A 15214-nucleotide genomic window follows, 5' to 3' on the forward strand; every position below is an offset into this window, starting at 1 on the left:
ATTCAGACGATTTAAATTATTATTTCAGGCAAAAAATTATTCTCTTTTGAATTATCTTTCTTGAGAACCTTTCCTAGGACCCAACTTGATACATCAAACGCATTACAAATATTTAAGATCTTATCCTTATATTTCTTATCAATTATTAAACAAAATCCAACCCCAAGATTAAAAGTGTTCCAGAAATCTTTTTCAGGAATCTGACCTACATCCTTTAAAAATTCAAATAAAACAGGAATCTTCCATGATTTCTTATCTATGTAAGGAATAAAATCAGAGGACATACACCTTGGTAAATTTTCAGGAATTCCTCCTCCAGTGATATGCGACATTCCCTTTATTTGAATATTCTGAGATAAAATTTGATTTACAATTTTAAAATAAATTTTTGTAGGTTTTAATAATTCATCATAAAAATCTAAGTTATATTTTTTTTCAAATTGCTTATCAATTTGATTGTTATTTTCAATTATTTTTCTAACTAAACTAAATCCATTACTATGAATTCCGTTACTTTGTAATGCAATTATCAAATCATTTTCACATATTTTTTTGCCATTAATTAATTTTTCTTCGTCAACTATTCCAACACAAAATCCTGCTAAATCATACTTATTCTTTGAGTAAAATCCTGGCATCTCGGCAGTTTCTCCTCCAAGTATAGAGCAGTTATTTTCTCGACAACTATGTGCAATACCTTTAATAACTTCTAATAATTGATTTTTTTCAAGCTTCCCTGTAGCAATATAATCAAGAAAAAAAAGCGGCTTTGCCCCAGTTGTAATAATGTCGTTCATACACATTGCTACTAAATCAATCCCAACTTCAAAGTGAAAGTTTTTGATTTGAGCTAATTCTAATTTCGTGCCAACACCATCAGTTCCTGATACTAAGACGGGTTTTTTTAAACCCTCAAGAGGGATTTTAAATAAACCGCCAAATCCTCCAATCCCCTCCAAAACATTAGATGAATATGTTGATTCGACAGATTGCTTTATTTCTGAGACAAATTCTCTTCCAGCTTTTATGTCAACGCCTGATGTTTTGTAATCCATAAAATAAAAATGATAGAATCCCTTTATATAGATATTCCTCCGTAGATTACTTTTGTCCAGTAATTATTTATTAAATAGATTTATTTTTTAAAACAAAGTGAACAAAATAATAATAAGAAAAACAGAAGAGCTTAAAGAATGGAGACGAAATCTCCAAAGTGATATTAACTTTATCCCAACTATGGGTAATCTTCATGATGGTCATCAAAAATTAATATCAACTGCACAAAGTTTAAATTGCAATACAAACTTATTAAGTATTTTTGTTAATCCACTTCAATTTGATAGCAAAGAAGACCTTAAAAGCTACCCCAAAACTATTGATAAAGATATTGAAATTGCTTTTTCTAATGGGGCAGATGCAATTTTTATTCCAAATGTAACTGATATGTATCCCAAAAAGAATAAAAGCATCAGTTATTTGAAAGCCTCTAAAGAATTATCTTCAGCTTTATGTGGGCTTACAAGAGTTGGACATTTTGATGGGGTTTGCACTGTTGTTTATAGATTACTGAAACTCATACAACCTAAAAATCTTTTTTTAGGAGAAAAAGACTGGCAACAACTATTAATCATAAAAAACCTTATAGAAGAAAAAAAATTCAACATCAAAATTATCCCTGTTCCTACTGAAAGAGATTCTGACGGGGTCCCATTTAGTTCGCGTAATAAGCATTTATCTAAAAATGAAAGGAAAACTCTTAAATTATTCTCAAATGAACTAGAAAATGCAAAAATAATTTTTAAAAAGGATAAAAAGATTGACTTAAAACAACTAACAAAAAAACTTAAATCAAAAAATATTTCAATTGAATATTTAGAACATCTACATCCCTACAGCTTGAAAAAAGTTCAATCAAACGATAATATTTCAATTTTAGCAGGTGCGATAAAATGTGGAAAAACAAGATTAATTGATCACGTTTTTCTTATGAAAAGAAAGCCAATTATTGCAATTGATGGGCCAGCTGGTTCAGGGAAAAGTACCATAACAAAGTTAATTGCCAAGGAGTTAAATCTTTTATATCTAGATACTGGAGCAATGTATAGAGCAATAAGTTGGCTCTTTAAAAAAGAAAAGATTGATTATGCAGAAGAGTCAGAATTAAAAAAAATTCTAAATAATATTTCTATTATTTTTAAGTCAAATTCTATTTCTCAGCAAGATGTATTTATAAATAATTTTTGTGTAACTGAAGAAATTCGTTCACAAGAAATAAGTGCTATTGTTTCTAAAATTTCATCAATAAAAAAAGTGAGAGAATTTTTGGTTTATGAACAAAGAAAAATTGGCCAATCTGGAGGCTTGGTGGCTGAAGGGAGAGACATAGGAACAACAGTTTTTCCAAATGCAGAACTTAAAATATTCCTAACAGCTAGTATTGACGAAAGAGCTAAAAGAAGAAAGTCAGAGTTAGATTTAAGAGGGACTGAAGAAATAGACTTCAATCAATTAAAAGAACTTATAAGAAAAAGAGATTTTGAGGATTCAACAAGAAAAATTTCTCCTCTCAAAAAAGCAAACGATGCAATTGAACTTCTTACTGACGGATATTCAATTAATGAAGTAGTAGAAAAAATTGTTAACATCTACAATTTAAAGATTCCTAAAGAGATTCAACTCGAATAAATTAATAAATAGTATCTAGAAAACCACTGACAGAGTCTTCTAAAATATCAAGGACATTATCAAATCCCTCATCTCCTCCAAAGTAAGGATCAGGGACTTCTATTTCTTGAAAAATTGATCTGAAATTTTGTATCTTTTTTATTGATGCAAAATCAGATAATGATTTTCGAGATTTCATATCAATAATATTTTCATAATTTGAATCATCCATAGCAACTATATAGTTAAATTTTTCAAAATCATTAGAATTTATTTGTCTAGCTCTACTAAAGATTTCTACACCCCTTTTTCGTGACGCTATTCTCATTCTTTTATCAGCCTTCTTCCCTATATGCCAACTACCAGTCCCTGCAGAATCAACAATAAAATTATCATTTAATCCTTTTTTATTAATTAAATCTAGGAATATAGCTTCGGCAGCAGGAGATCTACAAATATTACCTAAACATACAAAAAGAACTGATTGTTTTTTCATCTAATCTAAAATATCCAAAATTATAAAACTTTATTAGTAGAAAATAATACTTTATTAATTAAGGATTCTGTAAAATCTTTACCAAATAAACTTGATAACATTGGCCTTGCTGGGTCATTATCCCTTCTATAGTTCAAATAATCATTTTGACCATTAATTAACTCTTGTTGTAAGCCTTGGCCAACTTCCTCACTTTCAAAAAGAGTTTTTAGATACAAATTCAAATATTCTTTGAATGAATCATAAAGCTGATTTTCTATCAAATTATCACTATCTTGTTGCCTTGGTAATCTAGACCAAATCAATCCTGGGGAAAAAAATTTTTCTACTTCTTCAGACATTTTTTCAGCTACAGGTAGAGATGAATGACATAAGTTTTTAAGTTTTATTATTTGTTCTAATAATTCAGAATTAAACTGATTTTCGACTTTTAAAGATGGCTGAAAATCTAAAACTAATAAATGACTATTAGGTAAAGAAACAAAATCTATGCCTAGGAATGGAATGTTATAGGAAGTTTTTGGGATAATTAAAAAATTCAAAACAGAATAATTTGGACTATTTATACATACAGCTCTTGCGAAGTTAATCCTTTTTTTATGAGTTGCTCCCCATGTGAAAAGATTAATATTCTTTTTTGATTTTTTTGAACCATAGCTTGACTCTTTGTAAGAAAAATCAGAAGCTATTTTGTGTTCGACGCAATGATATTTGTCTAACTGAGAAATTAAGAATTTTATAAATTTAGCCCATCGCCATTCTTGGCTATAAAAAATGGTATTTTGAATTAGCATTTATAATAGAGGATTATGATTCAAGGTAAAAAGAAAATTATTAATAAAATTTTCAGTCCAAGTTTCACCAAAAAATGTTTTAAATAACTTGTCAGCAGGATCTTTTTCAGCACTATATTTATCGTAATCTATTTGATTATTTTTTATTTGTTCCAAATCCAAAAATTGATTATTTTGATGTAGTTTATTAATTGTCACATAATTACTAACAAAGGAATAAAAGATATTATTTAAATCTCTATCAAGATTTAATTTATTCCCTCTACAAATCATTACCCAAGGCGAAAAATATTTTTTTGAATCATATATATTTTTCATTTTATGATTATCAAATATAGGATACTGATTTTTTATGAAATCTAAACTTGAGCAATATTTCTGAAGATATTCTTTTTCCTGAATTAATGGTTGATAATCAAAAATAGCTAGTAATTTTTGAGAAGTTCCAAACCATAAAATATCAGCGCCTAATATAGGAAACTCACTTTTGAAATTTGGATAAGCAACAGTGTTAAAAACCTGGAGCTTATCTCCTCCATCTAATTTAGTAATTCTCCACTTTCTATATTGATGGGATTCAAAAATCCAATTTTTAATAATATATTTCGAGTCTTTATTATGATGTTCTTTGAATTCTTTTGATATTTCTAATTCTTTACCATCTAAATCTTCAATATTGTTCTTTACAAAATTTTTTAATGATTCAAACATAGATATTAAGTTTCTGTACTCCCCTTCCTAACTTTCTTTGTAAGATAGTTGAAGACAATTTTTCCTAATACTGCTATTAAGTTACCTTCAAGCTCCTTAAACATATTCATATTATAAGTAAAAGCTTGGTTAGCTTCATCAATAATTTGATCAGCAATGTTTTGATTTATCGGGAGCTGATTAAGAGTCTTAGAATATTCTTCTTTGAATTTTTTTTCATCATCAATATTTTTAAATTCATAAAAGTTTAACCCGTTATTTCCATCTAAATTTAAAGCTTTTTTTGCTATTTTTTTTAAAATTTGGCCGCCAGATAAATCTCCTATATAGCGGGTATAGTGATGGCCAACTAGTAATTCAGGAGATTTTTTTGCTACCAAGTGAATTCTGTTGACATATTCTTTCGCTGATTTAGAAATGTTAATTTCATTCTGCCAATTATCTCCAAAATAAAATTTGAGATCATTTTCAAGTGTTTCTTTTCTAAAAAGTGATTTAAAGCCGATATGTTTTATTACCGGATGTTCCTCTTGAACCAATCTTTCAATTTCTTCTTCCATAGCTTCATAAACAAAATATAAATCACTTATCAGTTTTCTGTAGGATTTTTTTTCAACAACGCCTTTCAAAAAACAAGCAACAAAGCCAGTATTTTCAGCCATAGTATGGGATTTCTTTGTCCCTTCTCTCAATTGTCCTGCAAGAGCAACTGCCATTTATTTATTTTCAGAATTGTACATATATTTAATCTACAAGGAAAATATATAAAACAGCTAATTTTTGTTACTAGTGGATGTTGTAGAGAATAAATTGTAAAGTTCTTTACAAACTAAAAAAAGATTATCCTTTTGTTCCTGCTGAGGTAAATGGGTCCCCGTCATCTCCCACTCCCCAATAGTAGCTACTCTCCATCTTTCAGCAGGAATTATCATTCCGCGCATTATTATTCCTAACAACTTAGGTACTCCATTTTCACAATTATTTTCAATTCTCAACTGAAGTAAAACTGCTCTACATTCTATACTTGGACTCCAACCTGGAAAATGGAAAGAAAAATCAAGGGTATCAAACCAATCTCTATCATTTGCTTTATCCCAAGGACTAAAATTGACACTCGCATCCGGGAAATATTTACGAAATAATGCAGCGGTAGTAGCTACCTTATTAGCTATTTCAAGATTGCTAACATTTGAACTTGCATTCATAAGCGGTAATAAACCTTTGATTGAAGTTGACATAATTTCTTCAACCTTGCTTATTAAATTCTTTTTCTTTTAACAAAGATGTTGAAATGCTGATTAACAAACTATTATCTATTCACATTTGAATAATTAATTTCTAGTTTTTAAAGAATATCCTTAATTTCAATTTAAGATACAAAAATACTTAATTAATTGACTTTTTTACTATCTAATCAAGTGCTATGCCTAAATTTGAAAAATTAAATTTACCCACAGAAGGAGAGTTAATTACTTTTAATCAAGGTAAGCCTAATGTTCCTAATAATCCTATTGTCCCTTATATCAGAGGTGACGGTACTGGGGTAGATATTTGGCCAGCTACTCAACTTGTTCTTGATGAAGCAATAAAAAAAAGTTATGGAGATGAAAGAAAAATAAATTGGTTCAAAGTCTATGCTGGCGACGAAGCTTGTGAAATATACGGAACTTACAACTATTTACCACAGGATACTATTGAAGCAATAAGACACTTTGGAGTTGCAATTAAAGGCCCATTAACAACTCCTATCGGAGGGGGAATTAGATCTTTAAACGTCGCTTTAAGACAAATTTTTGACTTATATAGCTGTGTTAGACCCTGTAAATACTATTCAGGGACTCCTAGTCCTCACAAAAATCCACAAAATTTAGACGTAATTGTTTATAGAGAAAATACAGAAGATATTTATATGGGTATTGAATGGGAAGCCGATGATCATACATGCATTGATTTAATTAATCATCTAAATAATGTTGTCATTCCAAATAGTAAAAATTTAAAAAATAGATCAATACCAGACGGTTCAGGTATTGGGATAAAACCCGTAAGTAAGTTAGGAAGTCAAAGGCATATAAGAAAGGCCATAGAACATGCAAAAAGATTATCAGGGAATAAAAAGCATGTAACTCTTGTTCATAAAGGCAATATCATGAAATATACAGAAGGTGCCTTTAGAGATTGGGGATATGAATTAGCAGTAAATGAATTCAGAGCAGACTGCATTACGGAAAGAGAAAGCTGGATTTTAGACAATATTCACAAAAATCCAGAAATTACAATCGAAAATAACGCCAGAAAGATTGAGCCAGGATATGACAAGCTAACAAGTAATAAAAAAGCATTTATTTGCGAAGAAATAAAAGAAGTAATAACCTCAATATCAAATTCCCATGGAGATAACAAATGGAAAAAACTCATTATGGTTGATGATCGAATTGCAGATAGTATTTTCCAACAAATTCAAACAAGGCCTCAAGAATATTCTATTCTTGCGACCTTGAACTTAAATGGAGATTATGTTTCTGATGCTGCTGCTGCAATTGTGGGAGGTCTGGGTATGGCTCCAGGAGCTAATATTGGAGACAATTCTGCAATTTTTGAAGCAACCCATGGAACAGCTCCAAAACACGCAGGATTAAACAAAATAAATCCTGGTTCGGTAATTCTTAGTGGAGTAATGATGCTTGAATATTTTGGTTGGAATGAAGCAGCGAATATGGTGACTTCTGGAATTAGTAAAGCTATTGAAGAAAAAAAAGTCACCTATGATCTAGCACGCTTAATGGAACCAACTGTAGCGCCACTATCCTGTAGTGGTTTTGCTGAAGCAATTATCTCAAATTTTTAATTGGAAGAATTGTTTTTATTTTCTAAAATTCTCCATACTTTTACCAATGAATCTTGGTTACCAATATTTCCAGGAAATGTCACGATTGGAAGATTCTCATCATTTTCAAGTTTGAAAGTAACTAGCGAAACCCCAGTAATTATTTGTCCTTGCAAATAAACATAATTTGCTTTAAACCCATTACTGAGAATTACATTTGACGTGATTCCTCCTTTAGATACTAAATACCCTATTTCATTTTTCAAATCTGAAACTAATTCAGAAATAAAATGAGCAAGAGAATTATAAAAATTTACTTGCTCATCGTTCTTAGCTAGAGAAACTTCTTTTCTTGAGGTAAATAAAACGGGAGTATTTTCTTGCTTTAATATGGATCTGATTTGCGCTAATAGTTTGTTTTTAAACAAAACCAATTGATCCTTATTACTTTTTAATTTAGAAATTCTGAGAAATTCAAAAACGTCCAATTCTATTGGTATACAATCACTTATTTCTAAGAATTCCTTTAGTTGCATTGTTGTAAGTTCTACATAAGATCCAATTACTAAAAATCCTGGGAGAAATTTTTTTTCACGATTTTTTCTTCTAATAATGGAGTAAAAAAATGGTTCTTTAGGATTATCTTTTACAGCAGAAATTGAACTTATAAAACTTGCAGCGGTCCTAAAGAGAAATTTCTTTTGTTTACTTAGTTTTTTTATTGATAATGAAAACTTGTCAAGTTGTGAATAATTCTCAATATCAACAATTACATGAGAATTTTCTTTTAAATTTCTGATCTTATTAAAAACAATATTTTTTTCTTTAATTTCAAGAACTTTTAATTCGGACATTTTTAAATTTTGAATATCATTAAATTTAAGTTGAGATTTACTTTTCTGAAATAATAATTGTTTGACATTACTTGTTTTGTATCCAAAAATTTTATCTTTGGCAAAAAGCGTTTGACTTACAGGAACATTATCAACAAAATGGTCTCCATCAATTGTCATTCTTTTACCTTCAATAAATGCTGGAATATGGAAGGTAGCATCAAAAGGTCCTAGACAGTCGTTCATAATTTTAGGCTCTAAAAAATTATGACCACGAAGGGTGGAATCACCTCTACTTACAAAAATAAATTCCTCTTTGTATGATTCCTTTGAGATAACTTTTTTAAGGGCATTACAAATTTCTACTAATCTTAATTTTGCGTCATTTTCTGATAAAGACCTAGTATTAGCCAAAATGAAAAATAAATTAGATTTGCTTTGAAATCCTTTGATTAAAGTAGAATAATCCCATTTCAGAAGCAATAAACAATTATTTACTGTTTGAGAACCTGTTGGATCATCATCGATCACTATAACTTTCATAATTATCAGTAGTTACTTCAAAGTATTTATTAGTATTGAGGCATCTAATATTTGGGAGGAATTTGGAGGAATCGAAATTTTCCTTAATCCATTAACTAAAGAATTGCGTGGACTAGTCCATGGCTCAAGACATACCATTTTCCTGGGTGGATCACTCCAAATCACACCCAAATCAAAAGGCGAAGGATGCATTAGAGTAACTTGTCTTTTAAAAAAATCATCTTGGAAAGAACTTCTTCCTGAGGTATACATAAGTAAATCAATTCCATTATTAATATTTTTTAACTCGTCAAAAGTATTTCTCAAGGAATTATTTTTTTGATCCTGACAATTTAGCGGGTTATCTATAAAGTTTAAGTTTTTAAAATCTGAAATATTAAAATAAGGATGCAATCCAAAATTTATTGGCATCTCAATATTAGTTTTGTTCTGAATGTTAATAATAAATTTTAAGCAATTAATTTTTAAAGAAACCTCAATTTTGAGCTCAAAATTAAATGGATAAAAAGTTTTTGTTTTTTCAGTATCTTGTAAAATCAAACAAAGAGAATTTTTTTGCTCATTTAGGCAATGTTGCCATTGTAAATCCCTTGCAAAACCATGTTGCATAAATGGCATATATTTTTTTCCAAATAATGAATTGGGGATATCAAGATTTCCACAAATTGGGAACAGAATTGGGATTCCTCCTCTGATACTTTTTGTTTTATCAATAAATCTTTTTTCATCAAAATATAATATTTCTCTCCCTTCTGAAACCCAGTTAGTTATGAGCCCACCCCTGTTAGGACAAAATTTAATATAATTTTTTTCGTCTAATTGAAAAACATAAATACCTTTTTTATTATCAACGGAATTAACTTTCACAAAAATCTCTCTACAAAGAATCAATCCAGTCAAGTATATGTTGATTAACTAATTCGGGGACTTCATCATGAGGACAATGACCAGCATCAAGAATCACTTCTTTAGTATTTTCAGGAGCATATTTTTTATAAAGAAGTCTTTTGCTTGCTGTGTTCATCCAAGGATCTTTACCTCCCCATAAGAGTAAAAGTGGAGATTTCAACTTTTTGAATAATTTATCAAATGGTTCTCCTTGGACACCTGCAGGATTGAAAACACTTTTAAAAACGTTAAAGGCACCTGGATCCAGTGAAGGTTTTCTAATTGAATCAATAAGATAATCATCAACATTAGTTTGGTTTTTATAAACATTGTTTAATGCTTTTTTTATATTGACTCTTCGTCTCATGCTTTCAAATATAGTTCTTTGAAGAAAAATATTGCCTCGCAAAAATGTTTCAAAGAAAGTTTTGAAAGATTTTTGTAAAAGGCTGTTATTTGATACTTTTTCTTCACTAAACATTCCAGCAGCATTAAGTAACACTACTCCAGCAGATAATTCTTTTAGTTCTGCACTTGCTGCTAGAGATGCATAGCCACCTAAAGAATTACCAACAATAAATGTTGGTTTTTTAATTACTTCTTTCACATATGTTGCAACTTGATCTTTCCAAAGATGACTTGAGTACTGGACATCTGTTGGCTTGGGACTTTTTCCAAACCCCAAAAGATCTATTGCATGAACTTCATATTTATCACTCAAAACAGGGATATTAAAACGCCAATGATCTGTGGAAGCTCCAAAACCATGTATCAACAAAATTGCACATGATTTTGAACCTTCTTCTTTAGGTTTTGCAGTAATAGTGTGTATTGGATAATTCAAAAAATTCCATGCGTAATTTACCTCATCACTTATAAGCACTGGTTTTTCCATTTAATAAATAATTATATTTATTGATTCTAATAAAATTATTAGTTAAAGAAGACCTACTGGATCAGCCGCAACATCATCTGAAATTTTATTATCACCACCTGGGGGCTTATCTTTCAAAACAATTCTTAAAAGAACAGGAGCTAGGAATGTCGTTCCAATGACCATTAATAAAATTGCCGCCTCAAGGGATGGTGTTAAAAGCTTAGCGCTTGTTCCTAATCCAAGAAAAATTAATCCCACTTCTCCTCTAGGCATCATTCCTAAACCTACAACTAATCTGTTTGTAGGCTTATCACTTGAGAAAACCCATCCAGCGGCAATTTTTCCTATTATTGCAACGACCAGTAAAAATCCTGCTACTACAAGAGCAGACCTACTTGCTGGGTCCAGTGGATTAATAACTGATAAATCCATACCAGCACCTACCAGTACGAAAAAGATGGTAGCGAATAATGAGACTAATGGCAAAACTGATTGCTGGATAGCATGATTATTTTTAGAACTACTAAGAATTAAACCAGCGGCAAAAGCTCCTAAAGCCGCTTCAAGACCTATCGCTGTAGCTACAAAACAACATAAGACAAGTATTACAAAAGAAGCTACAACTACCGCTCCAGGTGCTTTCAACCTATCAAGAAGCCAATCAAATCCAGGAGCTGCAGTACGACTTAATGCAATCGCTGCAATTACAAATACAACAGCTGCTGCAACTAATTTAACTATTGGAGCTATCTCTAAAGAGCCTCCAGCAGCAAGAGCTACAACTACCGCAAGAATAACAATGCCTAAAATATCATCTAAAACTGCTGCCCCAATAACGATTTGACCTTCCCTAGTTTTCAAATATCCTAGTTCACCAAAAACACTTGCTGTAATACCTATACTTGTAGCGGTCATTGATGCTCCTGCAAATACTGCTGGAATAAGATCTACCTGAAAAATAAACATTAATCCAAAAGTACCAAAAGCAAAAGGCAAAATTACGCCTGCCATAGCAACTGTAAAAGCTTGCGCACCAACTGCAACTAATTCTTCTAATTCACTTTCTAATCCTGTTAAGAAAAGAAGCGCATATAATCCAAGTGTCGCAACAGCTTGAAGAGAAGGAAAACTTTCAAAATAGACGTCAGGAACAACTTCTGGCGGTATTGATGCCAAAGAACTTATTACGTTTACTAACCCTTGATTTAATTCTGTATGAGCAGAGGGTGGTATTAATAAATGGAAACCAGATGCTCCTATAACAACCCCTGCTAAAAGCTCTCCAACAATCGTAGGTAAACTTAGTCTTACTAATACTTCCGCTAATGCTCTGGCAGCTAAAAATATCAATAGAAATCTAATTACTCCGATGAGCGTCTCAGCAACTTCCAAATCATGTGCACTTAATTCAGCAAGTAAAGGATACATTTTAAATGCGAGAAAAATTAAACTATCTAATTGGAAGATAGTTTATGGAGGGCCCACTTTACAAAGTATGTAAAAAAAAGCAAAAATACTCAACAAGTGTGGATCTGAAGGTACAACAAAGAATTTATATAAAAACTGGCTAATGTCATATATATGTCAAATCTAATGAACTCCAACGAACCCTTTGACCTGCGCTTGCCTACTCCAGGCTGCTATCTAGATCCTGAGAAAGCTGGCATGGATTCTGATGCGCTCTTCAAAGGAATGACAGAGCACTTATTCTTTACTCTTGGCAAATTAGCAACTTCCGCTAGTCATCATGACTTATATATGGCACTGAGTTACGCGGTTAAGGATAGATTAATGACAAGATATTTAGCTAGTCAAGAAGTAATAAGAAAAAAACCCCAAAAAACAGTTGCTTACTTATCAGCAGAATTTTTAATTGGTCCACAATTAAGTAATAATCTATTAAATCTTGGCATAACACAAGAAGCGGAAGATGCCTTGAAAAGGTTTGGAATAGAATCACTTTCAACAATTCTTGAAGTCGAAGAAGAGCCAGGCCTAGGTAATGGTGGTCTTGGAAGACTTGCAGCTTGTTATATGGAGTCTTTAGCTTCGTTACAAGTTCCTGCAGTTGGATATGGTATTAGATATGAATTCGGAATATTTAACCAATTAATACGAGATGGTTGGCAAGTTGAGGTTACGGATAAATGGCTTAAAGGTGGTTGGCCATGGGAACTGCCTCAACCTGATGAATCATGTTTTGTTGGTTTTGGCGGGCGAACTGAAAGTTATAGAGACGATAAAGGTAAATATCGATCAAGATGGGTGCCCTCAGAACATGCAATTGGTGTTCCTCATGATGTTCCAGTATTAGGCTACAGAGTAAATACATGTGACAGATTAAGATTATGGAGAGCTGATGCAACAGAGAGTTTTGATTTTTATGCCTTCAATATTGGTGATTATTATGGTGCGGTAGAAGAAAAAGTAGCTTCTGAAACTCTATCTAAGGTTCTCTACCCGAATGATGGAACTGATGAAGGGAGAAGATTAAGGCTCAAACAACAACATTTTTTTGTCAGTTGTTCTCTCCAAGATATGTTGAGAAGTCTTGAAAAAAGATCTATCTCAGTAACAGAATTTGCCAAACATTGGACTGTTCAATTAAATGATACTCATCCAGCAATCGCGGTTGCAGAATTAATGCGTCTATTAATTGATCAGTATCAACTAGGTTGGGATAATGCCTGGAATATAACTACTTCATCAGTAGCATATACAAACCATACTTTGCTTCCTGAAGCTTTGGAGAAATGGGATTTAAGCCTATTTAGTGATTTACTTCCTCGTCATTTAGAAATTATTTACGAAATAAATTGGAGGTTTTTACAACAATTAAGACTTCGTTACCCAGGTGATGACAAGATTTTAAAAAAACTTTCTATTATTGATGAAGAAGGTTCCAAGTCAGTGAGAATGGCTCATCTAGCTACTATCGGAGCTCATCATATTAACGGTGTTGCTGCACTTCACTCTGACCTAATTAAAAGGCAACTTCTCCCAGAATTTGCAGAACTATGGCCTGAAAAATTTACCAATGTAACTAATGGAGTAACTCCTAGAAGATGGGTTGCTTTAGCAAATCCCTCCTTATCTAATTTATTAGAAAAAGAAGTTGGTCCAGATTGGATTACAAATATGGAACTACTTAAACAATTAGAAAAGAAAAAAGATGATGCAAATTTCCTTCAACAATTTGAGGAAACAAAATTGCTGGGGAAACGAAAGCTAGCAAGCTTTATCCATACAAAAACAGGCATACTGGTTGATCCATCAAGTATGTTTGACGTCCAAGTTAAAAGGATCCATCAATATAAAAGACAACATTTAAATGCTCTGCAAATTATTGCTCAGTATTTAAGGATCAAAAATGGTACTAGCAAATATAAAGCTCCGAGGACAGTTATTTTTGGAGGGAAGGCCGCTCCAGGTTACTTTATGGCTAAATTAATTATCAGATTTATTAATGGAATCGCAGATGTAGTTAATTCGGATCCTGATATGGAAGGACTTTTAAGAGTCGTTTTCTTACCTGACTATAATGTCAAACTTGGAGAAATAGTTTATCCAGCAACAGATCTTTCTGAGCAAATTTCAACTGCTGGTAAAGAAGCTTCAGGTACAGGAAACATGAAATTTGCAATGAATGGAGCTTTAACAATTGGAACTCTTGACGGAGCAAATGTAGAGTTGAGAGATCTTGTTAAAAAGGAAAATTTCTTCCTTTTCGGAAAAACTGAAAGTGAAATAATGCATTTAAAAAATAATAGTTATTCTCCCAAGACTTTCATTGAGAAATGTCCTGAGTTAAAAGAAGTAATTCGTTTAATCGAAATTGGCCATTTTAGTAATGGAGATAAAGAATTATTCAAACCTTTATTAAATAGTTTGACTGGAAATGATCCATTTTTCGTAATGGCTGATTTCGAAGACTATTTAAACAAGCAAGATGAAGTTAGTAACTTCTGGAATAATAAAAAAGCGTGGAATAAAATGGCTCTATTAAATACTGCAAGATCAGGATATTTCTCTTCTGACAGATCTATAAGAGAATATTGCAAATCGATTTGGAAAGTTTCACCTATGCCAGTAGAAATTACATGTGATATTGAAGAAGTAACTACTTAAATTTATTCTTATCAGGTAAATCTGGTATTTGATGAAATAATCTATTCAATATTTAGTGGATCAGGAGCAAACTTTTTAGCAATTTTTTAAAATTCAACTTCCACATTTTTAGCAGCTTTAATATCAAAAATCTTCTCCATTAAAGCTTCAATAGAGTATAAATAAGAATTTATATTTTCAAATTCCTCTATTAGATCTGTAATTTCTTTATCAGAAATATGTTTTTTATTTTCAACAGATTTATTTTTAAAATCTTTATCAGATAATTGATTATGTAATACTTCTATAACTTTGCTGCAAAGAGTTCTAAAAGTTTGGATAGAAGCCCATTTTAATTCCTGTTGTTGTCTGAAAGTAGGAAATTCTCGAATAATACGATCACACTCTTTGATAAAATTTCTGACAATCATTGCATTGACATAGTTCTTCTTTCAAAAGAATAATAACTCTAAT

The 15214-nt window shown here is 31.3% G+C and carries 13 protein-coding genes and 1 pseudogene; 3 read left to right on the forward strand and 11 right to left on the reverse strand.

Going from position 1 to position 15214, the window contains the following annotated elements:
• Positions 1–11: 11 nt before the first annotated feature.
• Positions 12–1055 (reverse strand): phosphoribosylformylglycinamidine cyclo-ligase, encoded by a 1044-nt coding sequence (purM, locus tag ACTF45_RS00685; protein ID WP_288346953.1) that lies wholly within the window; start codon positions 1053–1055, stop codon positions 12–14.
• 97 nt (positions 1056–1152) lie between these two features.
• On the opposite strand from purM, the gene ACTF45_RS00690 reads away from it, so the two are divergent.
• Entirely contained in the window at positions 1153–2685 is a 1533-nt protein-coding gene (locus ACTF45_RS00690; RefSeq protein ID WP_288346951.1) for a bifunctional pantoate--beta-alanine ligase/(d)CMP kinase, read from the forward strand.
• A 1-nt stretch (position 2686) separates the two neighbouring features.
• Here ACTF45_RS00690 and ACTF45_RS00695 read toward each other — a convergent pair whose 3' ends face one another.
• From ACTF45_RS00695 to ACTF45_RS00715, 5 genes are read right to left on the reverse strand one after another with little or no spacing between them, the layout of a single operon-like run.
• Complete coding sequence (locus tag ACTF45_RS00695; protein ID WP_288346950.1) at positions 2687–3160, reverse strand: low molecular weight protein-tyrosine-phosphatase; 474 nt, start codon at positions 3158–3160, stop codon at positions 2687–2689.
• A 20-nt stretch (positions 3161–3180) separates the two neighbouring features.
• On the reverse strand, positions 3181–3954 hold the full coding sequence (locus ACTF45_RS00700; RefSeq protein ID WP_288346949.1) for a phycoerythrobilin:ferredoxin oxidoreductase: 774 nt from the start codon (positions 3952–3954) through the stop codon (positions 3181–3183).
• On the reverse strand, positions 3955–4665 hold the full coding sequence (locus ACTF45_RS00705) for a 15,16-dihydrobiliverdin:ferredoxin oxidoreductase (protein ID WP_288346947.1): 711 nt from the start codon (positions 4663–4665) through the stop codon (positions 3955–3957). It abuts the gene before it with no gap.
• A gap of 5 nt (positions 4666–4670) precedes the next feature.
• Positions 4671–5381, reverse strand: a complete 711-nt coding sequence (locus tag ACTF45_RS00710; protein ID WP_438949172.1) for a heme oxygenase (biliverdin-producing) — start codon at positions 5379–5381, stop codon at positions 4671–4673.
• Between the two features lie 57 nt (positions 5382–5438).
• Positions 5439–5903: a hypothetical protein gene (locus ACTF45_RS00715; protein WP_438949173.1), complete on the reverse strand. Its 465-nt coding sequence runs from the start codon at positions 5901–5903 to the stop codon at positions 5439–5441.
• Positions 5904–6088: 185 nt separating this feature from the next.
• On the opposite strand from ACTF45_RS00715, the gene ACTF45_RS00720 reads away from it, so the two are divergent.
• Entirely contained in the window at positions 6089–7513 is a 1425-nt protein-coding gene (locus tag ACTF45_RS00720) for an NADP-dependent isocitrate dehydrogenase (RefSeq protein WP_438949174.1), read from the forward strand.
• Here the strand turns inward: ACTF45_RS00720 and ACTF45_RS00725 are convergent.
• The 4 genes from ACTF45_RS00725 to ACTF45_RS00740 are packed head-to-tail and all read right to left on the reverse strand — an operon-like array spanning position 7510 to position 12061.
• Positions 7510–8868 carry a four-carbon acid sugar kinase family protein gene (locus ACTF45_RS00725; RefSeq protein ID WP_438949175.1) on the reverse strand — a complete coding sequence of 453 codons (1359 nt, stop codon included), beginning with the start codon at positions 8866–8868 and terminating at the stop codon, positions 7510–7512. The genes ACTF45_RS00720 and ACTF45_RS00725 overlap by 4 nt on opposite strands.
• 12 nt (positions 8869–8880) lie before the next feature.
• Positions 8881–9735: a galactose mutarotase gene (locus ACTF45_RS00730; protein ID WP_288346940.1), complete on the reverse strand. Its 855-nt coding sequence runs from the start codon at positions 9733–9735 to the stop codon at positions 8881–8883.
• Between the two features lie 10 nt (positions 9736–9745).
• Positions 9746–10651, reverse strand: a complete 906-nt coding sequence (locus ACTF45_RS00735; protein ID WP_288346939.1) for an alpha/beta fold hydrolase — start codon at positions 10649–10651, stop codon at positions 9746–9748.
• Positions 10652–10693: 42 nt separating this feature from the next.
• The gene (locus ACTF45_RS00740) at positions 10694–12061 is read right to left on the reverse strand and encodes a cation:proton antiporter (RefSeq protein WP_288346938.1); all 1368 of its coding nucleotides are present in this window, start codon (positions 12059–12061) and stop codon (positions 10694–10696) included.
• A 153-nt stretch (positions 12062–12214) separates the two neighbouring features.
• On the opposite strand from ACTF45_RS00740, the gene ACTF45_RS00745 reads away from it, so the two are divergent.
• Positions 12215–14761, forward strand: coding sequence for a glycogen/starch/alpha-glucan phosphorylase (locus ACTF45_RS00745; protein ID WP_438949176.1), 2547 nt, complete (start codon positions 12215–12217; stop codon positions 14759–14761).
• On the opposite strand, the pseudogene ACTF45_RS00750 reads toward ACTF45_RS00745, so the two are convergent.
• A pseudogene (locus tag ACTF45_RS00750) lies at positions 14754–15196 on the reverse strand (hypothetical protein). The gene ACTF45_RS00745 and the pseudogene ACTF45_RS00750 overlap by 8 nt on opposite strands.
• Positions 15197–15214: the final 18 nt, after the last annotated feature.

The organism is Prochlorococcus sp., from assembly GCF_965655815.1.
Classification (GTDB): domain Bacteria; phylum Cyanobacteriota; class Cyanobacteriia; order PCC-6307; family Cyanobiaceae; genus Prochlorococcus_A; species Prochlorococcus_A pastoris.

What these genes read in the sequence shown, in the direction of transcription:
- ACTF45_RS00720 (WP_438949174.1), top strand. Translation starts at nt 6,089, where the DNA reads ATGCCTAAATTTGAAAAATTAAATTTACCCACAGAAGGAGAGTTAATT.
- ACTF45_RS00725 (WP_438949175.1), bottom strand. Translation starts at nt 8,868, where the DNA reads ATGAAAGTTATAGTGATCGATGATGATCCAACAGGTTCTCAAACAGTA.
- ACTF45_RS00740 (WP_288346938.1), bottom strand. Translation starts at nt 12,061, where the DNA reads ATGTATCCTTTACTTGCTGAATTAAGTGCACATGATTTGGAAGTTGCT.
- ACTF45_RS00705 (WP_288346947.1), bottom strand. Translation starts at nt 4,665, where the DNA reads ATGTTTGAATCATTAAAAAATTTTGTAAAGAACAATATTGAAGATTTA.
- ACTF45_RS00715 (WP_438949173.1), bottom strand. Translation starts at nt 5,903, where the DNA reads ATGTCAACTTCAATCAAAGGTTTATTACCGCTTATGAATGCAAGTTCA.
- ACTF45_RS00710 (WP_438949172.1), bottom strand. Translation starts at nt 5,381, where the DNA reads ATGGCAGTTGCTCTTGCAGGACAATTGAGAGAAGGGACAAAGAAATCC.
- purM (WP_288346953.1), bottom strand. Translation starts at nt 1,055, where the DNA reads ATGGATTACAAAACATCAGGCGTTGACATAAAAGCTGGAAGAGAATTT.
- ACTF45_RS00745 (WP_438949176.1), top strand. Translation starts at nt 12,215, where the DNA reads ATGTCAAATCTAATGAACTCCAACGAACCCTTTGACCTGCGCTTGCCT.
- ACTF45_RS00735 (WP_288346939.1), bottom strand. Translation starts at nt 10,651, where the DNA reads ATGGAAAAACCAGTGCTTATAAGTGATGAGGTAAATTACGCATGGAAT.
- ACTF45_RS00695 (WP_288346950.1), bottom strand. Translation starts at nt 3,160, where the DNA reads ATGAAAAAACAATCAGTTCTTTTTGTATGTTTAGGTAATATTTGTAGA.
- ACTF45_RS00700 (WP_288346949.1), bottom strand. Translation starts at nt 3,954, where the DNA reads ATGCTAATTCAAAATACCATTTTTTATAGCCAAGAATGGCGATGGGCT.